General features: G+C 34.3%; 21 protein-coding genes. 10 read left to right on the top strand and 11 right to left on the bottom strand.

What is annotated here, in order from left to right:
* Window positions 1–7: 7 nt before the first annotated feature.
* Window positions 8–877: a DUF6612 family protein gene (locus FP432_RS05625; protein ID WP_265488344.1), complete on the top strand. Its 870-nt coding sequence runs from the start codon at window positions 8–10 to the stop codon at window positions 875–877.
* Window positions 878–917: 40 nt separating this feature from the next.
* On the opposite strand, the gene FP432_RS05620 is transcribed toward FP432_RS05625, so the two are convergent.
* The 3 genes from FP432_RS05620 to FP432_RS05610 all read right to left on the bottom strand — a co-directional run bounded on the left by FP432_RS05620 (window position 918) and on the right by FP432_RS05610 (window position 4231).
* Entirely contained in the window at window positions 918–1673 is a 756-nt protein-coding gene (locus FP432_RS05620) for an amino acid ABC transporter ATP-binding protein (RefSeq protein ID WP_265488343.1), read from the bottom strand.
* On the bottom strand, window positions 1663–3273 hold the full coding sequence (locus FP432_RS05615; protein WP_265488342.1) for an ABC transporter substrate-binding protein/permease: 1611 nt from the start codon (window positions 3271–3273) through the stop codon (window positions 1663–1665). Before FP432_RS05615 ends, FP432_RS05620 begins: the two co-directional genes overlap by 11 nt.
* 331 nt (window positions 3274–3604) lie before the next feature.
* Window positions 3605–4231 (bottom strand): DNA-3-methyladenine glycosylase, encoded by a 627-nt coding sequence (locus FP432_RS05610; RefSeq protein WP_265488341.1) that lies wholly within the window; start codon window positions 4229–4231, stop codon window positions 3605–3607.
* Window positions 4232–4285: 54 nt separating this feature from the next.
* Between FP432_RS05610 and FP432_RS05605 the strand changes: the two genes are divergently transcribed.
* A complete protein-coding gene (locus FP432_RS05605) occupies window positions 4286–4654 on the top strand; it encodes a DUF488 domain-containing protein (protein ID WP_265488340.1) in 369 nt (122 codons plus the stop codon).
* Here FP432_RS05605 and FP432_RS05600 read toward each other — a convergent pair.
* Both FP432_RS05600 and FP432_RS05595 read right to left on the bottom strand, forming a co-directional pair.
* Window positions 4647–5420, bottom strand: a complete 774-nt coding sequence (locus FP432_RS05600; RefSeq protein WP_265488339.1) for a TerC family protein — start codon at window positions 5418–5420, stop codon at window positions 4647–4649. The two genes, FP432_RS05605 and FP432_RS05600, sit on opposite strands and share 8 nt — an antisense overlap.
* Window positions 5407–5934 (bottom strand): methylated-DNA--[protein]-cysteine S-methyltransferase, encoded by a 528-nt coding sequence (locus FP432_RS05595; RefSeq protein ID WP_265488338.1) that lies wholly within the window; start codon window positions 5932–5934, stop codon window positions 5407–5409. The genes FP432_RS05600 and FP432_RS05595 overlap by 14 nt, the downstream gene beginning before the upstream one ends.
* A 257-nt stretch (window positions 5935–6191) precedes the next feature.
* Here FP432_RS05595 and FP432_RS05590 point away from each other — a divergent pair, with 257 nt between their 5' ends.
* Complete coding sequence (locus tag FP432_RS05590) at window positions 6192–6668, top strand: hypothetical protein (RefSeq protein ID WP_265488337.1); 477 nt, start codon at window positions 6192–6194, stop codon at window positions 6666–6668.
* A 33-nt stretch (window positions 6669–6701) separates the two neighbouring features.
* On the opposite strand, the gene cls is transcribed toward FP432_RS05590, so the two are convergent.
* From cls to FP432_RS05570, 4 genes are all read right to left on the bottom strand, one after another.
* Window positions 6702–8159 (bottom strand): cardiolipin synthase, encoded by a 1458-nt coding sequence (gene cls / locus FP432_RS05585; RefSeq protein ID WP_265488336.1) that lies wholly within the window; start codon window positions 8157–8159, stop codon window positions 6702–6704.
* 24 nt (window positions 8160–8183) lie between these two features.
* A complete protein-coding gene (locus tag FP432_RS05580; protein WP_265488335.1) occupies window positions 8184–9125 on the bottom strand; it encodes an alpha/beta hydrolase in 942 nt (313 codons plus the stop codon).
* 120 nt (window positions 9126–9245) lie between these two features.
* Complete coding sequence (locus tag FP432_RS05575) at window positions 9246–10850, bottom strand: ABC transporter ATP-binding protein (protein ID WP_265488334.1); 1605 nt, start codon at window positions 10848–10850, stop codon at window positions 9246–9248.
* 92 nt (window positions 10851–10942) lie between these two features.
* Entirely contained in the window at window positions 10943–11908 is a 966-nt protein-coding gene (locus FP432_RS05570) for a DUF1002 domain-containing protein (RefSeq protein WP_265488333.1), read from the bottom strand.
* A 140-nt stretch (window positions 11909–12048) separates the two neighbouring features.
* Here FP432_RS05570 and FP432_RS05565 point away from each other — a divergent pair, with 140 nt between their 5' ends.
* On the top strand, window positions 12049–12876 hold the full coding sequence (locus FP432_RS05565; RefSeq protein ID WP_265488332.1) for a glycosyltransferase family 2 protein: 828 nt from the start codon (window positions 12049–12051) through the stop codon (window positions 12874–12876).
* Here the strand turns inward: FP432_RS05565 and FP432_RS05560 are convergent.
* Entirely contained in the window at window positions 12873–13097 is a 225-nt protein-coding gene (locus tag FP432_RS05560) for a hypothetical protein (RefSeq protein WP_265488331.1), read from the bottom strand. The two genes, FP432_RS05565 and FP432_RS05560, sit on opposite strands and share 4 nt — an antisense overlap.
* Before the next feature lie 98 nt (window positions 13098–13195).
* Here FP432_RS05560 and FP432_RS05555 point away from each other — a divergent pair, with 98 nt between their 5' ends.
* The 4 genes from FP432_RS05555 (at window position 13196) to FP432_RS05540 (ending at window position 16568) form a co-directional block, all read left to right on the top strand.
* Window positions 13196–13858, top strand: a complete 663-nt coding sequence (locus FP432_RS05555; protein WP_265488330.1) for an alpha/beta fold hydrolase — start codon at window positions 13196–13198, stop codon at window positions 13856–13858.
* Between the two features lie 102 nt (window positions 13859–13960).
* A complete protein-coding gene (locus FP432_RS05550) occupies window positions 13961–14950 on the top strand; it encodes a ribose-phosphate diphosphokinase (protein WP_265488329.1) in 990 nt (329 codons plus the stop codon).
* A 104-nt stretch (window positions 14951–15054) separates the two neighbouring features.
* Complete coding sequence (locus FP432_RS05545) at window positions 15055–15735, top strand: TetR/AcrR family transcriptional regulator (protein WP_265488328.1); 681 nt, start codon at window positions 15055–15057, stop codon at window positions 15733–15735.
* A 2-nt stretch (window positions 15736–15737) separates the two neighbouring features.
* Entirely contained in the window at window positions 15738–16568 is an 831-nt protein-coding gene (locus FP432_RS05540; RefSeq protein ID WP_265488327.1) for a hypothetical protein, read from the top strand.
* Window positions 16569–16880: 312 nt separating this feature from the next.
* Here FP432_RS05540 and FP432_RS05535 read toward each other — a convergent pair whose 3' ends face one another.
* The gene (locus FP432_RS05535) at window positions 16881–18383 is read right to left on the bottom strand and encodes a CAP domain-containing protein (protein WP_265488326.1); all 1503 of its coding nucleotides are present in this window, start codon (window positions 18381–18383) and stop codon (window positions 16881–16883) included.
* 153 nt (window positions 18384–18536) lie between these two features.
* Here FP432_RS05535 and FP432_RS05530 point away from each other — a divergent pair, with 153 nt between their 5' ends.
* Both FP432_RS05530 and FP432_RS05525 read left to right on the top strand, forming a co-directional pair.
* Window positions 18537–19622, top strand: a complete 1086-nt coding sequence (locus FP432_RS05530) for a D-alanine--D-alanine ligase family protein (RefSeq protein WP_265488325.1) — start codon at window positions 18537–18539, stop codon at window positions 19620–19622.
* A 28-nt stretch (window positions 19623–19650) separates the two neighbouring features.
* Window positions 19651–20388, top strand: a complete 738-nt coding sequence (locus FP432_RS05525) for a MerR family transcriptional regulator (RefSeq protein ID WP_265488324.1) — start codon at window positions 19651–19653, stop codon at window positions 20386–20388.
* Window positions 20389–20408: the final 20 nt, after the last annotated feature.

The raw sequence follows: 20408 nt of genomic DNA, 5'->3' as shown, positions 1-20408 counted from the left end.
GCAAAAATTGAAGATACGACGAATAGGATGGCTGCTCTTAATTGCATTTTTGTTGCCGTTAAGTGCATGCAGTAAGTCTTCTGGCTCACATTCTGAGCAAACGTCTAATTCATCAGTCGATCAAACTTCTAAAAATCAGAATACCGTTGCTGCTATTGTTGCTAAGGTGAAAAAGCATCCAATTGAAAATGGTTATTTAACGCTTAATATTGAATTAGCGGATGGAAATAATAGTATGATGAAAAGCAATTTACAAGGAGCTTTTCGCAGGCAACCATTTATTATGGAAATGGTCACGACCAATAGTGCTGGTGAAGTAAAAGGTAGTAGTAAAGAATGGACTGATGACAAGAATATTTATTTAGCACTAACTGGCGGTCAATGGTATAAGGCCAAAACAGCAAGCAAGATTATCGATGTTAATGCATTAAAAAATAATCTTGCTACTAACACTAGTAAGTTCGTTAATCCTTCACCTAAAATTCAGCAAAAGATGAAATTGACAAATACTAAGGATAAATACATTTTATCTTTGGCTACTTCATCTCAAGAGAAGAATGATTTTCGTGATTTTGTCCGCGCTATCTTAGAAATGACGGGACAGAATTCTGAAGGTTTAGGTATGAATGAAGAAATTTTAAAAGATGCCAGCTTGAAAAATTTAACAATGAAAGAAAGTATTAATAGACGTAATTATCACGTCGAAGAACTGATAATTACGTTTGAAATGACTTATAAGGGAATAAAAATTAAAGAAAAAGAAGTAATTAATAAAATTGGTAAGTATGTTAAGTTAGATGTGCCAAAAAATATTAAAAAAGCTGCACCACTTTCTGAAGATGTAATCAGTAAAATGAATAGTATTAATAATACATAATAAAAAATAAGGTCTCGATAAATATCGAGACCTTATTTTTTTAGAACTGTTCATTTCTGAAATTACGTAAGAATTTCTTGGTTTTTTCTTCTTGTGGGTGATTGAAAATTTGATCTGGTGTTCCTTGTTCAGTAATATAACCATCACTCATAAATACAACATGATTAGAAATATCACGAGCAAAGCCCATTTCGTGAGTAACGATTACCATTGTTAATCCGGTTTTTGCTAGATTACTCATAGTTTTTAGAACTTCACCAACCATCTCGGGATCGAGGGCACTAGTTGGTTCATCAAATAAGAGTACTTCTGGGTTCATTGAAATTGCACGTGCAATCGCAACACGTTGTTGTTGTCCCCCTGATAGTTGGGCTGGTTTTGCTTCGGCATATGCTTCCATACCAACTTTTTTAAGATTTTCACGAGCGATTTTTTCTGCTTCTGCTTTTGAACGACCTAAAACTGATTCTTGTCCAATCATACAATTTTGAAGTACATTCTTGTTGTTGAACAAGTTGAACTGTTGGAATACCATGCCAACTTTTGAACGATAATGATTCAAATCATATTTGGGCGCTAAGATATTATCACCATGAAATAATATTTTTCCCTCAGTTGGATCTTCTAAGAGGTTGATACATCTAAGCATCGTAGATTTACCACCACCGGAAGGGCCGATGATTGTCATAATTTCACCCTTGTTAATATCAAATGAAATGTCACGTAAAACTTGGTGATCACCATAGCTTTTTTGCAAGTGTTCTACTTTTAAGATGTTTTCTTCATTATTGTTCATGTTCAAGACCAGCCTCCTTTGGATCAGCTAATTGAATTTGGTTTGCCATTAGGTTGTAATTTCTAGGACCTTCAAGTTTCTTTTCGATAAAGTTAAAGATACGAGTAATTGAGAAGGTAAGAATTAAGTAAATAGCAGAAATGATTAAGTATGTTTGGAAGAATTGGAAGGTTTGACTCGCAACGGTTGTACCAACAAAGAATAATTCTGAAACAGAAATAATACTCAATACTGAAGTATCCTTAATGTTAACAATAAATTCATTCGTAATTGATGGAAGACAGTTACGGATAGCTTGTGGTAAGATAATTTGCCACATTTGTTGTGAGTGTTTCATTCCAAGGGCTTGAGCAGCTTCAAATTGTCCCTTAGGAGTTGCATTAATACCACCACGAATAATTTCAGATAAGTAAGCTCCAGTATTAATAGAAACAATAATTAAAGCGGCAACAGTTCTGTTTAAGTTGATGTGCCATAATTGGGCAATACCATAGTAGAAGACGGCGGCTTGAACCATCATAGGAGTTCCACGGAAGACTTCAATGTAGACTGCTAAGATCCAGTCAATAACCTTCATGAACCATCTCTTACCAGTTGATTTTGGTGTAGGGATGGTACGGATAATACCTACTAATAAACCAATGAAGAAACCAACAATCGTACCAACTAAGGCAAGAAGTAAAGTCATTCCTACACCACCAAGGATCATACTACCGTAGCGATGCATCATCGAAATGAACCAATTTTCATGCTTTGAAGTAGCCTGTGGTTGTTCACGAATAGCTGCGTTCATTAATTGAGCACGCTTTTTATTAGAAATAGTAGCTAAAATAGCATTAACTTGGTTAAGAAGTTGAGTATTACCCTTCTTAACTCCAATAGAAGTTTCAGAATCGTCAGCATCTACATGGAAACCGGACATTTTATTTAAATTAATGGCTACGACATTAGGATTTACTGCCTTGTAGCTAGTATATTCAATATCTTCAGAAACGTAGCCATCAATAGTACCGGAATTTAAACTTTGACGCATGGCAGAAAAGTCACGCATTGCAGGTTGACGTTTTGCCCCTTTTAATTGCTTAATTAAGTCATAGTGAAGGGTACCTTGTTGTGCAGTTAATTTTGCCCCATCAAAATCATTAAGAGTTTTTGCTTTAGCATATTTACTGTTTTTATTAACAATAACAACGAAAGTCCCTTTACGGTAAGGTTCAGTAAAGTTAATTGCTTTTCTACGCTCAGGAGTAGGTGACATACCAGCGATAATCAAGTCAATCTTGCCTGAAGTTAAAGCGGGAAGTAAACCATCCCATTCGGTCTTTTCAACGACAACTTTACGGTGTAATTTTTTACCAATAATCTTGGCAATCTGAACATCGTAACCATTAGCGTATTGCTTTGAACCATCAATTGGAACAGCGCCATTAGCATCATTGGTTTGAGTCCAGTTGTAAGGTGGGTAATTTGCTTCCATTCCTATTTTTAAAACAGGTTCTTTGCTAGCGGCTTGTACAGTTGATAAGCCAGCATGATTACTAATAATAAGACTAATTACTAACAACAAAAGCGCGGTTAGCCATTTTGCTTTTGACTTCACTTTGAAATACCTCCAAAAATAATTTCAAATAAAGCCAATACAATAAACGCAAATAAAAACCTCGTTGTTACCAAAAACAACGAGGCGTAAAATTCATCAGTATTTAAACCAAATCATATAGCGCTCCCTGGGGACTACCAGGACAGTCTACAAGATGTTCTCTTGCAGCCCAATAAAATCACTTCGCGAAAAGTTCTTTTATTTCGGTGATAAGTCTAAATTTAAAGTTCATAGTCTTCGCGCACTCAATTTAAATTTGTACTTACCGCAACCTCTATTGCATTGGGAATTATTTAACTGATGAAAAGATTAAACGATTTTTAATCTTTTGTCAATAAAATCCGTGATTTTTCTTAAAATCTTTTTTCTTGATATCTGAAACGTAGGGGTTACCTGCGACGATATAGCGCAATTCTTTTTTAGCCCAGTAAGGATCAGATTGGTTAATGCCAACCCTCGGGACAGCTTTTATTTCTTCAATTGGCTTTTTATGATTTAAATCAATATCAAAAGGAGATTGAGCTAGAGAATGGAGATCCCATTTACGACTATCAATTCCAAAAGCCTGCATCATTTTGGCAGGACCATTTGTTAAGAGGATACCAGTTTTATGGTTACGATTGGCTTCCATTGTTTTGATACCGCTAATTGGATCAATAGCACGAATTAGCACTCCTTCAGGGATGTTTTCTTCTTGTGTAGCGACGTCAAAGAAAAAGTACTGACGTTGAGCATAAATATAAAGCGTACCACCACTGCGATATAATCCTTCATTAGCTTGTGAGCGTCGGCCATTATAGGAGTGAGCAGCGCGATCTTTTTGGCCTAAATATGCTTCGGTTTCAACAATAGTCCCGCTTAAAATTTCTTTTCCATTATTAAAAGATAGTGTTCTGCCTAGAAGGTCTTGAGCAATAATTTCGGTTGGTCTATTTTTAAAAAATGAATCGTAGTTCATGTCAAACTCCTTTTAGTAAAAGTATAATGAACTTAAAGAAAGAAGGTAAATAAATTGACTAAGAATAAAATTAAATTAGTGCGGATTTATGATCACGAACAACCTAATGGTTACCGAATTTTAGTAGATCGACTTTGGCCACGTGGTATGAGTAAGGTGAAAGCAGACCTAGATGAATGGGATAAACAAATTGGTCCAAGTAATGAATTGCGTAAATGGTTCAATCATGATGATCAAAAATACGCAGAATTTAAACAAAAATATGAACAAGAATTAGATGATAATCCTGCTTTATCAGATTTTATTAAAAATGTTAAAGAACAATTGGCTAAGCAGGATGTCCTTTTCCTTTATGGTGCTAAAAATAAAGAGCACAACCAAGCAGTTGTACTCAAAGAATATCTAAAAGATAAGATTAATTAGATGATTTGTGTTTACGGTTTTGAGGACGCAAGTAATGAATCAGAACAGTTAAGCCAACAGTACCAAAAACAATAATAGCAAATACTACGTCTGGAACTTTATAATTGATTGGCGGAAGTGAGACTAAAAGCTTAGCTGCGATAATAGCAATTAAAATATAAGCCATAGTTTGCAACTCAGGAATAATTTTCATAAGTTTAATAATAACTTCGGCTACTCCTCGCATACATAAAATTCCTATCATCCCACCAATTAAGACGACAACTGGATTATTTGACATTGCCAGAGCAGCTAGAACTGAGTCAATTGAAAATACTATATCCATCGATTCAATAGAAATTACAGTACGCCAAAATAGTGATAGATGATGCTTTTTGTTAGACTTTTTTTGCTTTTTTGGGTGTGATGATTCGACTTTATCTTCCTTAGGATGGCGTAAATCATAAAAGTAGCGATAAACCAGGTAAAATAAATAAATTCCACCTAAAAGCTTAATTTCCCAGAAGTGAATTAAATATGTTCCGATCCCAATTACGATAAAACGAAAAAGGTAAGCTCCCCATAAACCATAGATTAGAGATTCCTTTTTTTCTTTTTCTGTGGGTAGGACTTGAGTTTGTGCCGCTAATACCACGGCATTATCAACTGAGAGCAAACATTCCATAAGAATCAAGGTAAAGATCATGATCCAATCTTTACCACTTGTCAGCACATAGCCCCAATTATTTAAGTCAAAAAATGGGGCATAAAGTCTAAGAAGTTGCATGCAAATATCCTTTTTCTAAGTTTATTAAACGTAATTTTTCTTTTGATCCCATGCGATAAGCACCAACATTATCCTTAGTCAAAATCACTCGATGACTTGGAATAAAAATTAAGTTTGGATTCAAGGCTACTGCGTGAGCAACTGCTCTAACTGAAGTAGAACCATTAATAGCTGAAGCAAGGTCTGCATATGTAACTGTAGTTCCGTAAGGAATCTTCTGCACCATTTGAATTACTTTATTCTGAAAAGAGGTCCCAAACGCACTATAGTCAATTGGTAAGTCGAATTTACGACGCTTACCAGCAAAGTATTCCTTTAGTTCTTCAATATATGGTGATACTCGTTTTGGATCTTGGACGAGCATTTGATTTGGATAATAATTATGAAATGAAGAATAGGTTTTGTCTTCTTTTAGTCCAACAAATACCAATCCTTCAGTACTTACGACAATTTGGTAAGTCCAAGGAGAAATCTGGACTGTATCATAATAGTACACATTATTATTTAATGCCATCTATTTCCAACTTTCTTTTTTTGCATTAACAACTTTTTATTACCTAACTATAACAATAACATATTTAATTATAAAAGTGACAAAGTATCACTTTTTTATTAAAACTTCAATAAGACTGAGGTGCAATAGAAAACGAAGCTATAGCTTTTGTATTAAAAAAATAAAAATAACAAAAAAATTTTAAAAACAAGTAGGATAAGTTTTTGTTGATAGTTAGCTCTTTGATATAATTAAAAAAAGTAAATAGGGGAAGTTAAATGTTATTATTATATATTCTGATTGATATTTATATTGTTGGCTACTTGTTTTATAGCTGGTACTGGCAAGCTGTAATTGAATTGAAGGCTCATTATCGTATTGCATCATTATTCTGGACTTTAGTATTTTTAGTAATATTTTTTAGTATGGATTATCTTTCTAATCCTACTCTAGGACTAAATGCAATAATTGCTGCCTTTATTTTAATGAGCATTGTGGATGGCTTTTCAGGTTTTGCTAAAAATCGCTTAGTAGTGAGTGGATATTTTAAACGAACAGTCAAATATTCGGAGATTGAAAGAGTAACGCTCATTCCTCTCCCTACTTCGCGTAAGCCAACGACAATGGTAATCTTTCAAACACATAAGCGTACGGCCTTTACATTACGCTTTTCACAAGGTTTAGAAGTAATTCTAGTGGCAATTCAAAGATATATTGGAAAAGAAACGCCAATCGAAATAAGAAAATTAATTTAAAAAAATGAGTAGAAGTTCTACTCATTTTTTTAATTATAAAATTGGTGAAAGTAAGCGTGAAAAAGCTTGTTTAAATCGAAGCCAACGTGACCAGCGCTCAGTATCAGCAATTGTCAACTCATGACAGTATTTAGAGTCATTTAGGAAAATTTCTCGTAGCTCATTAGTAACATTGCGATCATAAAAAATTGCGTCAGTTTCAAAATTCAGTTCATAAGATCGATAGTCTTGGTTCATGGAACCGATTGCAGCAAAGTTATGATCAATTGTCACTGTTTTAGCATGAAGAAAGCCGTTGTTATATATATAAATTCTAACTCCCTCATGCAATAAGTAGCGTGCATACCATTGGGTAGCTCGGTAGATGAAAGGGTGGTCAGGCATGGAAGGAATCATGATTTTAACTTCAACTCCTGAATGAGCAGCGGTTACCCAAGTGGCCAGCATTGGATCATCGGGAATTAGATAAGGTGTTTGGATCCAGATACTTTTTTTAGCTGCCATCATTAATCGCATCATTCCATTGCGTAAGTATGGTGTTTCTTGGTCCGGACCATCACTTATAATTTGAGTCGCAACATTTTCATCGCTAAGATATTTTTCTTCAATTTTTGGAAAAAGCCGCTGTGAGAAAATGATTGCCTGGTTTTTATTTTTGATTGAAGCATTCCAATCCATTGCAAATCTTTCTTGAAGAAGTAATGAGGCGGACCCGACAATTCGTACATGAGTATCACGCCAAAAACCAAATCGTTTGCTCTTATTAACGTATTGGTTCCCTACGTTATAGCCACCGGTCCAAGAGATTTTGCCATCAATTACTACAATTTTGCGGTGCAAGTGATAGTTCATACGGTACTTTGTAATCATATTTTGAGCAGTGATAAAGGCAATTACCTCGCCACCTTGATCAATCAGTGGCTGAAACCAAGCTAAATGAGCTCCAGGAGAGCCCCAGGGATCATAGATTACGCGCACTTTAATTCCTTGTTTAGCCTTTTTAACTAATAACTCTAAAAAAGTATTTCCCAGGTCATCATTCATAAAGGAATAATATTCAACATTAATTGTTTCCTGGGCATTTTCAATATCTTTAAATAAGTAATGGAACTTATCTTCACCATTAGTAAAGATCTTAACTTTATTATTTTTAGATAGAGGAGCTTCATGTTGATCATTGAAATAGTCAATTAAGATTGGATCTATATTAGAAGTATCAGAAGGACCTGCCTTGATTGGCGCTTTTGGAATCATTCGATTGACTTTGAATAGACCGATATGTTTCTGGTGATTAATTGCAAAAAGATTTTCCTGCGAAAGACCGCGACTGGTAAAGCCATATAAGATAAAGCCCGCAATGGGGAAAATGATTAAGATGATTAACCAGGCCCATGAAGCAGCAACTGATCGTTTCCGGTGAAAGACAACATAAAAAGCTAGAATTGTGTTAACTGCGATTAAGAGTTTGAGCCAATCGTTGTCCCAAAACATGTTTTTCCTCCCTTCTAAAAATGATCATTTATTTTCAGGAATTAACCCCAAAAATTTATTAATAATTTTAATTACTAAAGTATTATCATGCATATTACTGTGTTCAGCCATTTCCCCACGCATTTCAATTTCTTCAAAAAATGAAACTACTGGAGCTAGAATGTAACGAATTGATTTTGCTGAAGTAACAGAGATGAATTTATCGCTATTAGTTTCGTCTAACACGTTGCCGTAAATGTTTAATACCTTGATCTGGGGATCAAATCTTTTTCGCTGAAGCAACATCCCAGCGTAAGACCAAGTCATAAATAAGGGACGTCCATTGGGAGTTAGGTGATTAATATTAGGGATATCACCTAAATACATTACTCCATCAAAAGGACCTGCAATTGAGACAAATTTGTCTAGATGAGGATAACGCTTATGCTTGTGAACACGCATTTCAGTTTTAACTAATGAGGGGGCTCCCAAAGAATGCGCAATCGCATCATAATGATCGAAGTGATATTTCTTCTTTAAGAAGGCAAGAGCTAGTCTTTGCATGTAAGAAATGGCATATACGCCTACAATATTTTGTTTAAAAACAAGTTGGACAATTGGATGAGAATCATTAGTCCAAGTACCAGAAATTTCAAAGTTATTAAATAAATCTACTTTAACTTTGAGATAGGCATGATTGGGTTTTAGCTTAGTGGTTTCTTGGACCATGAGTTGAGTGGTATAGTCTCCGCCACGAAAGCCATGCATGTAAATGATTGGTGTTTGTTTAATTGATGAAGTCAAAGGTTCAGTTATTGAAGTGTCGTGAATCTTGCGAGGATGTAAGCGTAAAAGCCAGCGAGTAGGAGTAAAAGTACCTAAGAGCCCAATAATAGTTAGGAAGACAACATTAGGCTTGGCTTCGTTAGGGTTAGTTTTACGATTCTTTTCTGCTTCTTCAGCATATTTTTTTTGCCTAAAAAACATAGTTCCTCCTTTCTTTGAAAGGTATTTTTAAAATGCCATAGTTAAATAAATAATAGAATCATTTTAACATTTAATCTCAGAATCTGTCATAAGCTAAAAAGCAGTTGCTCAGCAACTGCTTTAATTGTTAGAAGTTTGGTCTAAATGAATAATCTGGTCGAACATAGCTTTTTCGGCTGGAGAAATCTTATGAGCAACTTCAATTACTGCTATATTAGGATTCTTGAGTAATGTCTCATGGATTTCCAGTGATAAATGAGGGTCTAGGGCACTCGTAGCTTCGTCAGCAAGTAAAATTGGCCGTTGAGAAAGTAGGGCGCGTGCAATTTCCACTCGTTGAATTTGACCACCAGATAATTGATTTCCATTTTCTCCAATAGGACTATCAAGCCCTTTTTCTTTGACTAATTCATCTAAGCCAGCTTCGTGAATTACTTGTTTTAATTTTTCTCCACTAACTTTTCTGCCTAAAGTAATGTTGAAGCGTAAAGTATCATCGAACATGAATGGTTTTTGATTGACGTAGGAGAAGTAGTTATGAAGTTGAAGCCAATTATTAGTAAGATTTTGACCGTTAATTAAGATTTGTCCATCACTTGGAGTCTTACTTCCCATCATTAATTTTAAGAGGGTAGTTTTACCCCAGCCTGAAGGAGCCATTAAGAGCGTTTTCTTGCCTGGAGTAACTGAAAAATCAACATTTTTGAAAATCTCAGTATTTGTTTTATTGGTTTTGTAAGCTAAGTCTTTAATTCTGAGGTCGACAAATTCATTGCAGTTATTACTGTTTTTTTCTTGAGGTCTAACAAGATAGTTGAGAGCCAATAAAGTCTTTTTCCACATTGGATCAGTGGATTTAACCTGATTAAATTCTTGGAAAATAGTTACCACAGGAGTAATAAAATTCATGGCTAAGTCAACCATTAGCACCAAGGTTCCGACTTTTAATTGTCCATGCATCATCAAAACTCCACCAATAGTACATGGAATAATGAAGCAGAACAGTTCTGCAACAGTATAAATTACTTCTAAAGCCCATGCCTGAGTGAAATTCATACTCCGAAGTGCTTCTTCCATTCGTTGAGCACTAGCTACTGCTCGCGAAATAATAGTGGGTTGCACATTATATAATTTAGCGGCCTCAGCCCCATTTAAACTATCAGAAACGTGTTGAGTATAATCAGCGTTGGCATCGGTCCAAACTTTGGCCTTGCGTGTAATCAGGCGACTAGTCAGAATTTGAACAAGTGCAGGTGCAATTGAGGTTACAATAAAAATAATTGTCATTTGCCAAGAATTAATGAAAGCAAATGAAATAGATCCAATAAATAAGATGGCTTGGTAACACATATCTAGCTGAGCAGTAACACGACCAGTTTCAATTTGTTTTAAGTCGTTTGTCATCAAGCTTAAACCAGATTTAGTATCATTTTTTGCTTGTGCTACTAAATAATTTAAATTCGCATTTTTAAGCACTAGGTTAACATTTTTGATGATCGTCATTTTTAAATGTTCATAGAAAAAGTTAGAACAAGTAAAACCGAGTTGACCTATACCAGCAATAATAGCTAATTTAATTAGCTCGTTAACATCTTTGCTGCCACTAGAGGCTAAGTTGAGCATTAATTTAATCATGTAGGCGATGAATAAAACATCACAAGCTTTGATAATACAAAAAATAAGAAATAGAAAAACACGATATTTAGGGGCGTATTTTAAACTCAAATTACTTCCTCCAAAAAAATTATTACTTGCTTTCTATCATATCAAAAAAAAGACCTATTTCAGTAAGAAATAAGTCTTTTTATCTGGTTTAGTTAATTAAAAATGATGACCCCACCAAATAAGCCTTTAAACCAATTGACAACAGAATCAATGATTTGTTGGAACCAGTTACGAGTTTCGGGAGTGTTGAATTTACTAAAGATATTTTTAGCACCGGATTGAATTTGATCGGTTAATTTATTAGCTTGTTGAGCAAAATTCTTATTCTTTAAAGCACCAGAATTTTTAATGGTAATTAATAAGTTAATAATTTGTTCTTTTTGGTTATTAGTAATAGTGTCACCTAAATGGTTTATATTGATTTGATTATTAACAATATTTCTGATTTCAGAGTTAGAAATATTGCTACCTTGTTTTGCCATTTCGGCTTTAGCACCAGCAATTGCATTATTTAATTGCGCATCTGAATAGCCATCTTTGCCCTTGTTTTGTTCTGTAATCCCACTTAAAGTATTCATCTCATCTTGAGCCGCATTAATTTGACTCTGGTTTAAAGAGTCACCGGTTTTGGCATAAGCTGCATATACACCAGCTAAAGCGCCTGAACCATCAATTGGGTTAGCACTAGTAACATAAATGTTAGCATCGCTAATACCAGCAGTTAAAGCGGCATTTTTGTATTGGTTAGCAGTAATAGTCGTAATGTTGTTATGGCCATTATAAGGTAAGATGTGAACATTAATACCACTTCCGGAAGCAGTCTTTTGAATTAGAGCACTTGACCAAACACCAGAATTATTAGTGAAGTCTGCACCTGAAGGATTTAAATACTTGACTAAATCTGACCCGGTAATAGTAATAGTGCGGTAGCTAGCACCATTTAAGGATTGAGTTAGAGTATCGATTGTGCCTTGTCTTTGAGAATTGGTTAAAGAAGTACCTAAAGTAACAACAGGGGTATCATCATCAGCTTTAACGTGGCTAGAAGTAGGTAATGCAAAAATACTAAGTAAACCACTAACTAAAAATGCACTAAAGACGGTCATTAATTTTTTCATTTTAAAATTTTCTCCTATAATTATTTAGCAAATATAAATATAGATAAATCTTATGCTCATTATACCCTAAAAAACTACTCTAATTATGTAATATTCTCTTAAGATGATATAATCAAATAATGCAAAGGAGGCTAGAGCTTGTGTTACGTCAGCCATTATTAACTGTAATTATGCCGGTTTATAATATGGAAAAGTATTTAGGTCGTGCCCTTGACCATTTAGCAATTCAAAAAGATAAAAATTTTAAATTGTTAATTATCAATGATGGTTCTAGTGATAGAACTCATGAAATAGCCGAATCATACCGTGATAAATTTAGATTTTTTAAGATAGTTGATAAGCCTAATGGTGGATTATCTGATGCGCGTAATTTAGGAATGAGTTTGGTGGATACACCATACTTTACTTTCCATGATGGGGATGACTGGGTCGATCCAGGTTATACAGAATTTTTTGTAGATGCATTTGCCAAGCACCCAGAGGTTGCTATGGTTTCATGTGGCTTTTGGATTGATTCTCAAAGACATCATTCAAGTCGTGCTGTAGATAAGAAAAAAGAAAATGGACTATTAAGTAAGCGCGATACTTACTTAAAAATGACTAATATTTTTAGTTCTCCAGTAAAAGGCTATACCTGGAATAAAGGTTATCGAACTGAAGTTGTACGTAAATATAATTTAGACTTTGTAAAAAATCTTGCCTTTATGGAAGATCAAATTTTTAATGTGAAGTATGTGGCTTTAACGGATGGATATTATTTCACGTCTAAGCCTTTGTATCATTATTGGCAAAGAGCTGATAGCATGGTGCATACAATTGATTTAAAAAAGGTACCTGACAATTTTAAGGCTAATTATCGTGTTTGGAGTCAGATTATTAAAAGTCTCCTAGCTGAAAGAGATAAAAATAAAAGCAACAAAAAAGCTGCTAAAAAAGCAGCTTTAAGTGATGGAAATTATAAAAATTAAATTTCATCTTTAAGATGATGCGGAATACCGTGAGCTTTGTCAGCTACTTTGTCTGCATAGTAGATAGTAAACTCACCATTTTTGTCATTTTGAGCAATCACTAATTTGTTATTAGCATCAGTTTTTGCTTTAAAAATTTCAGCACTGCGACGTGCTTCTTTAAAATCATGAGTTGAAGCAATGGCGTCGCCAGGGTTAAAAAAGATTGATTGGTTAGTCATAATTAACAACTCCTTAATAAAAATATTTGTTGATTATTTATACTTATATTTTACCAGGAAAGTAGGGTCAAAAACTAGTTTTATGCTGGAGGAGAATTATGAAAGTTAAAGTAAATGATATTGAAATTTACTATCAAAAATTAGGTCAAGGACACCCCTTGATTTTGATTCATGGTCACCACCAAGATGGAGCTATCTTTGATAAGTTACTTGCTCCACTTTCGCTATATTATACTGTTTACGTGCCTGATATGCGTGGTCATGGTTTAAGTGGTGGTGAAGCTAGTGAACACTATCAAACTGATGTAGAGGACCTGGCTGAATTTATTAGAAACTTAAATTTAAAAGATCCCTATGTTTTGGGATATGGAGCAGGCGGAGTAGCTGCTCTATTATTAGCGAGTCAATACCCAGGATTAATTGCTAAATTAATTGTTGCTGGAACTTATGTTAATGGTAACGGTGTAACTGCAAGTCATATCACTTGGAACAGTTTGCGTGGAATTTTAATTGGTGACCGTGATAGTAAAGTAGCTCTTAAAGAAACCTTCATTGAACCGCGAAAACTTCAGCAGATTAGCATTCCTACTTTATGTGTTGTTGGTGAAAAGGATTGGGTAAAAGTAGACCATGTTCGCTGGTATAGTCAATTTTTACCAAATTCACGTTTAGTTATTATGCCGCGACAAAATCATGAAAGCTATGTTGTTCATAGTCTTAAACTACTTGATTTAATTAAAAACTTTTATAAAGAGAATTAATTTGATAGAAGAGCCGAAATTTTACTCGGTTCTTTTTAATTATTATCATTTTCCGTTATAATGATGATGACAACCGGTAATTCAAAAGAAGGATAGGAAAAAATGAATAAAGAAGAATTACATGAAATGTTGCATCCAATGAAAATTATTGGACTTGCAGGAAATCAGGTTCTGGCTGAACGAATTGCAGCAGCGCTTGATAAGCCGTTATTAGAAACCGCAGTACAACACTTTAGTGATGGTGAAATTCAAGTAAACATCCCTGAAAGTGTCAGAGGTTGTGATGTTTACGTTATTCAATCCATTCAGGATCCCGTTAATGAAAACTTCATGGAGTTAATGATTACTTTAGATGCGCTCCATCGAGCATCAGCTCATTCCATTAATGTTGTAATTCCTTATATGGCATATTCACGTCAAGATACTAAAAATCGTTCACGTGAGCCAATTACTGCTAAGTTACTAGCTAATTTATTACAATTAAACCGAATTGATGATTTAATTGCTGTTGATTTACATGCCTCACAGATTCAAGGATTTTATCACATCCCTGTGGATCACTTGCATGCAATGCCAATTCTGGCACAATACTTCATTGATAATGGAATTGCAACCAAGGATACAGATGATGTTGTGGTGGTTTCTCCAGATCATTCTGGTGCAAAACTAGCTCGTCAATTTGGTTCTCATTTTGATGCGCCAATTGCAATTGTTGATCAACGTGGTGAAAGATATGATACAGATGTTCACGATATGATTGGGGACGTGAAGGGTAAAACGGTTATCATTGTTGATGATTTGATTGATACTGGTTCACGGATTGCTTCTTCTACTAAATCAGTTTTGGCTGCAGGAGCAAAGAAAGTTTATGTTGCTGCAACCCATGCTTTACTTTCTCAAAATGCTACTGCTGTCTTGAATGAATTACCTATCGAACAAATTGTAGTAACTGATACAATTAAGCATAAGAAGTACCCTGATCGAATGGTACGTTTATCTGTTGATCGTTTACTTGCTCGTGGAATTGATTATATTTATAATGACAAATCAATTCACCAAATTTTTGATGAACAAAACAGAATTCAAGGATAATTAAAATTATTCAAAGAAAACCGCCTTTTTGGCGGCTTTTTCTATACAAAAATATTATTGCTTGATATAATTGCGATACTAGACTTTAGATTAGAGGAAATAATATGGCACGACAAAAAAACATGAAAAGACGTAGAACGATTTTAAGAAATACTTTTGATTTATTGCAAGAAGATAGGATGCAACGTGTTTCTTTACAAAAAATTGCTGATAAATCTGGTATTTCTAAATCGTTACTTCAATCTTACTATCCCCATAAGAGTAAATTAATTATTGAAATTGTAACAACATATATGAGTACAGTTTTAAATGCTCTCTCATATGATGAAATTAATTTTAATAATGAATTTGTTAGAATGAAGGTCTTCACCTATATTATTATGCAATTAGGCGCAGAAGATGAGGCTACTGCAAGAGTTTTAGAAAGTAGCATCAAAGACCAAGCTTCAACTGCTAAATGGCTTGAGCGCTTGCAAAATTGGCTTGAGCAAGAAGAAGTGGTAGATAAACTAGGCGGAAGCAAAGCAATGGAATTAGGATTAACTTTTGTAATTCCTGGAACCGTGACTCTCTTTTTGAAGCGTGAAGAATTAAATTTAGATCCTGAACAAATTACTGATATGATGATTAAAAGTTATATGGCGACTTTTGCTGGAGCATCACAAAGTGAAATTAAACATGTCTTGAGTGAGGGTCATGAAATAATTAAAAATTTTGATATTAGTAAGATTTTTAATCTTCTTAATCATATGTTTGATGAAAAAGAAGATGGAAAGGATAAGTAGTTATGGAAGGTTCACGCGTAGAATTGCGTAGAATCGATCAAGAAGAAAGTAGACATGACAAAAGAGCCCTAATTTTTATCATGTTTACGATTATAACTTTGGTGTTTAGTCTTTTTACTTTTATGAATCCTGCTTTTATGAAAAAGCAAATTGCCAAGGAGAGTAATAGTGTAGTAGTAGAAAGATTTGTAAACGAAAAGTTTGATGATTTTGCTGAGTTGGTTGGAGCGGATCGAAATGGTGATGCCAATAACCTCTTAACTACTAAGCAAACACAGCCAATTGCTGATGCGCTCGTTGATTATACTTTAGGTGTGCATTGGTTTAAAGCTGAGAATGCTAGCCTAGCAAATGAGATTAGATATGTAATTCTACATAAAATTGATGATAATTCTTCTGTAGAAGCAAAATCAGTACAAAAGCAATTGAAAAAGTTCAGTCGTAGTGGAACCTATACAATTATTACAGGATTTGATTTGGCAGCAGTTACTTTGTGTGCCAACATTGAAACGCTATTTTTAGTAATAAATCTAGTAATAATTTTTATGTGTTTATTAGCTGGCTGGTCGTTGATTAAAAATTTAAAACAGCAGGTAGCTCTGCGACAATTAACCCATATTATTACTGCAGCAGGGATGTGGACAGGAACTTTATTAATTGTAATTTATGCTTTGCTCGCCTTGATTCCACTTATTTTCAATGTTGAAGGCTTAATTTTTAGTATTGGGTACTTCTTAGAAATAGCTAGTGGAATCTTTTTAGAATTAGTAATCGTAGGAGTTGCTTTATTTATTATTTCAACGATTACTTGGGAATTATCTGATCCTAAATAAACTAGTTTAATAAATAACAAATTAAGAAGAATAAAAAAGAAGCACTAGATTTTTCTAGTGCTTCTTTTTTATTTTATTAGGAAATGGCATCGGAAGGATGATCTTAATTGTATTTAAGTAAGTATAAAGTAGTTAGGGTATAAATAATTGTGAAAATGCATAAATCTAAGTATTTATGCAGGTTCCTTAACCATTTCTTTATCTATATTTTACTGTCATAAAAAACAAAATCAAGTACTTTTTTCATATATTCCATAATTGTATAAGGGATAAGTATAATGAAAATAAAAGAACATATGTTATTAACCTTGGCTAAGATTTTAGATTAAGTTTACGAGAAGCTGGTTGTTGAATCCATTGATTTGGCCCGAGGTAGAACCATCTTGTTTTTCCAATTTTAATTGTTTGACCATAAGCATAACTTTTACCACGACTAACATGAGTTGTACTTACCTTTTGGAGATCATGATATGGACTAGTGTAAATATTAGTGTCAAGTGCAGTATCAGAAATATTAATGATGCCGGCCTCAATTTCAGGATTATTTACTAAGTAAAAATTATGGAACCACTGATTAGAACCTAGATTAAAGTAGCGCTTACCATTTTGGTAAGAACGACCAAAGTTAAGAGGATTATAAATTCGGCCTTTATTAAGTGAATCTGCTAATTTTTGGGCTTTTAATAGTAGTGCAGATTTTATTTTAATATCTGCTTCTTGTGGTGTATCACTTTGATTAGTTGTAACGTCAGTGGAAGTCATTGGAGAATCATTAGTTGCCGCTTGTTTATTAGTAGCTTGATTAAGAGTTGGCTGATTGCTTGCTACTTCATTGAATAGCTTAAAAGTGTAAGAAGTTACACCGTCAATTTGGACGCTATAAGCATGACCAGATACTAGATTAATATTCCCTGGATAATATGTAAGAATTGTGGCAAAATTTCCAAATCCTTGACTAGAGTAATTTTTTACATTAGTGCCATAACTTGTTTGTCCGGTATCAAGATCGGTGATTTTGATACTAGGAGTACCATTGACTGTCTGATCAGAAAGATAGACTGACCAGGCAATATTGCTACCTTGGACAAGTTCAATTGGAAAAATTCCGCTACTAGGATAAGTAACACTCGATTTGGCTGGGGCATTGAAGGTATCTCCAGGATATACTACTTGTTGTACTGTGTAACGATAGCCATTACCACCGTAAGCTGCGCCAATTCCAGTAGTAGTAGCTCTAGTTGATAAAAGCCAAGCACGGTGACCAGTGTCAGATCCATCTAAATTGAAGCGGTCGGTTAAAAGATCAGTTACAACATCACCAGCTGATTCATTACTGGCATTGAAATTTAAGTTAGAACTTGCTGTGGTTGTTTTTGCCAAATTCCAATCCATATCATTAATATAGCTTGGTTGTTTTTCATTAGGTAGCCCATGTTGATTATGAAATGGATTGGCATTGATAGCAGCCATTACACTTGCGGCAATTTGTGCATTACTATTGTCAGCATTATTGCTTGAGATAGTAGGTAAAGCAAAAAGCTGACGGTAAAAGTTAATATAAGCTAAAGTACTAGAAATATAACTATCGGTTACTTGGCCTACGGAAAATGGTGCTGTTAGGTGAGGTGGGACGGCATAAAGATTGGCGCTAGTATATGGTAGTTTGGGTAGGGCAGCATATTTATTTTGTACTTGCTTGATTTCATTGATTTCGCTACTAGTGAAGGTAGCTGCATAAGAATGATCGGCAACTTCAAAGGGTAAGATCAAAGTAATACTGGTTATCAAAAGTGTAAGTCTTTGTTGAAATTTCATTACTTTACTCCTTTCACTTGCCTATATTATGACAAATCCTAGGGCTACTTTTAAGTATAATTTTAGATTTTTAGAATTTTTAATAAAAAAGTGGATACAGGTAGGACTGCATTGTTTATAATAAGAGTTTGAGGACTATTAAGGAGATAAAAAATGACAAACAAGACAACAGTAGGCTTAGTTTTTGGTGGAAATTCTTCAGAATATGAGGTATCCATTCAATCAGCCCATAATATTTTTAATGCTATTGATACTAACAAATTTGATGTTTATCCAATGTGGATTACTAATGATGGTTATTTAGCTGGCGATGAAGATTCACGCAAGGTTTTGGATAATCCTAAGATGACAGTTGAAAACCCTCATAAGGTAGCAAATATTTCAAATATAGCTAATCTTGAAGACCGCCCAAACATTGATATCTTTTTCCCAATTGTGCATGGTAATTTGGGAGAAGATGGTGGTTTACAAGGGTTGTTCCGCATTCTAGATAAGCCATTTGTTGGGGATGATATCTTAGGCGCAGCTGTCACGATGGATAAAGAAATGACTAAAATTTTGGCCCAACGTGTTGGTGTGCCTGTAGCCGACTGGATTTCAATCAAGCGTTTTGAATACGATGAAAAAGATAATTCAAAAGTAAACTATGATTATGTTGCGGAAAAGTTGGGTAAAGATTTATTTGTTAAACCTTCAAACCAAGGTTCTTCTGTTGGGGTAAGCCATGTAACTAATGCCCAAGAATATCAAGAAGCATTAGCGGAAGCTTTTAAGTATGATGACAAAGTTTTAGTTGAAGAAACTGTACATGGTAGTGAAGTAGAAACTGCGGTATTGGGGAATGATAAGCCTATTGTTGCTGGTGTTGGTCAAATTATTAATGCATCAGATTCATTCTATACTTACGAAAATAAATATGATGATAGTTCAACTTCAACCTTACAAATTCCTGCTAAACTTCCAGAAGGCATCGTAGAAACTGTCCGTAAAAATGCTTTAAAGGTATACCAAGCAACTGAATGTGCAGGATTAGCTAGAACTGATTTTATGCTTCGTGATGAAGATCAGAAAATTATCTTAACTGAGGTTAATGCCCTACCTGGATTTACTAATATTAGTATGTACCCAAAGCTATTTGAAGAAGTAGGGATTCCATATTCTGAACTTATTACTCGTTTAATTAATTTGGGAATGGAAAGATTTAACCATAAAAAGACCTTGTTACATAAGCATGATTAAGAGGGATCAGGAAAGTTGGAGTTAAACTGTGAGTAAGCGTGAATTTGAAGAGCTAATAGCACCTGCAGATGTGGCTGAAGAACTAAAAATAAGTGTGGCTACCTTAAGAAAATATTCTTTAATTGTAGAAAAGGTAACTAGTAATAGATCTTATTATGCTCGAACAAAGCAAAAATCTCGTCTTTATACCCATAAAAATATTGATGAATTAAAGGCTTTTAAAAAATTAGCTAAAACAAAAGATATTACCTTACAAGAAGCTGCACGACAAATTTTTGCAATTAGTGATAAAACAGAAGCAGATACTAAAAAAATTAAAAATGAGGTCGAACCGCAGACTCAATTAAATACTAGTATTGATGCACAACAAGTAGTTAATTTACTACAAATGTTACAGCAAACAATTGCTAGTCAAAATGAAGCGATTCAAGCCTTACAAGCCCAAGTCACGCGTGTAGAAAAGCAAAATCAACAGCTTATCGATCAAAATCATCGTTTGGCCCAGCCAGAAACTGATACAAAAAAAGATCAAGAAATTGACCCTAAGATTGCTGCAATGCCTGATATTTCTGGAATAGTAAGTAATGAGCAACCAGAAGAAAAGGACCAGGTTATTGAAGAAACAAAAGCAGAAGATATTCATGAAGAAATTTTGCGTAAGGCACGAGAAAATCAAGAAAAACGTGCGCAACAAAATGTTCATCGGACTCTTGCTGATATGCAAATTCCACAAAAAAGACACTGGTGGGAAAAATTTTTTAAATAAGAAAAAACTCCTGAAATTAA

It is taken from the genome of Lactobacillus sp. PV034 (assembly GCF_014522305.1).
Classification (GTDB): Bacteria; Bacillota; Bacilli; order Lactobacillales; family Lactobacillaceae; genus Lactobacillus.
Note: the sequence above shows the minus strand (reverse complement) of the source record. Positions and strands in the feature narration are given on the sequence as shown.

Excerpts from the sequence above, each read along its gene's own strand:
- FP432_RS05540 (WP_265488327.1), top strand. The coding sequence starts at position 15,738 with ATGGAAGGTTCACGCGTAGAATTGCGTAGAATCGATCAAGAAGAAAGT.
- FP432_RS05535 (WP_265488326.1), bottom strand. The coding sequence starts at position 18,383 with ATGAAATTTCAACAAAGACTTACACTTTTGATAACCAGTATTACTTTG.
- FP432_RS05620 (WP_265488343.1), bottom strand. The coding sequence starts at position 1,673 with ATGAACAATAATGAAGAAAACATCTTAAAAGTAGAACACTTGCAAAAA.
- FP432_RS05595 (WP_265488338.1), bottom strand. The coding sequence starts at position 5,934 with ATGGCATTAAATAATAATGTGTACTATTATGATACAGTCCAGATTTCT.
- FP432_RS05570 (WP_265488333.1), bottom strand. The coding sequence starts at position 11,908 with ATGAAAAAATTAATGACCGTCTTTAGTGCATTTTTAGTTAGTGGTTTA.
- FP432_RS05600 (WP_265488339.1), bottom strand. The coding sequence starts at position 5,420 with ATGCAACTTCTTAGACTTTATGCCCCATTTTTTGACTTAAATAATTGG.
- cls (WP_265488336.1), bottom strand. The coding sequence starts at position 8,159 with ATGTTTTGGGACAACGATTGGCTCAAACTCTTAATCGCAGTTAACACA.
- FP432_RS05580 (WP_265488335.1), bottom strand. The coding sequence starts at position 9,125 with ATGTTTTTTAGGCAAAAAAAATATGCTGAAGAAGCAGAAAAGAATCGT.
- FP432_RS05550 (WP_265488329.1), top strand. The coding sequence starts at position 13,961 with ATGAATAAAGAAGAATTACATGAAATGTTGCATCCAATGAAAATTATT.
- FP432_RS05530 (WP_265488325.1), top strand. The coding sequence starts at position 18,537 with ATGACAAACAAGACAACAGTAGGCTTAGTTTTTGGTGGAAATTCTTCA.
- FP432_RS05590 (WP_265488337.1), top strand. The coding sequence starts at position 6,192 with ATGTTATTATTATATATTCTGATTGATATTTATATTGTTGGCTACTTG.
- FP432_RS05555 (WP_265488330.1), top strand. The coding sequence starts at position 13,196 with ATGAAAGTTAAAGTAAATGATATTGAAATTTACTATCAAAAATTAGGT.
- FP432_RS05545 (WP_265488328.1), top strand. The coding sequence starts at position 15,055 with ATGGCACGACAAAAAAACATGAAAAGACGTAGAACGATTTTAAGAAAT.
- FP432_RS05560 (WP_265488331.1), bottom strand. The coding sequence starts at position 13,097 with ATGACTAACCAATCAATCTTTTTTAACCCTGGCGACGCCATTGCTTCA.
- FP432_RS05610 (WP_265488341.1), bottom strand. The coding sequence starts at position 4,231 with ATGAACTACGATTCATTTTTTAAAAATAGACCAACCGAAATTATTGCT.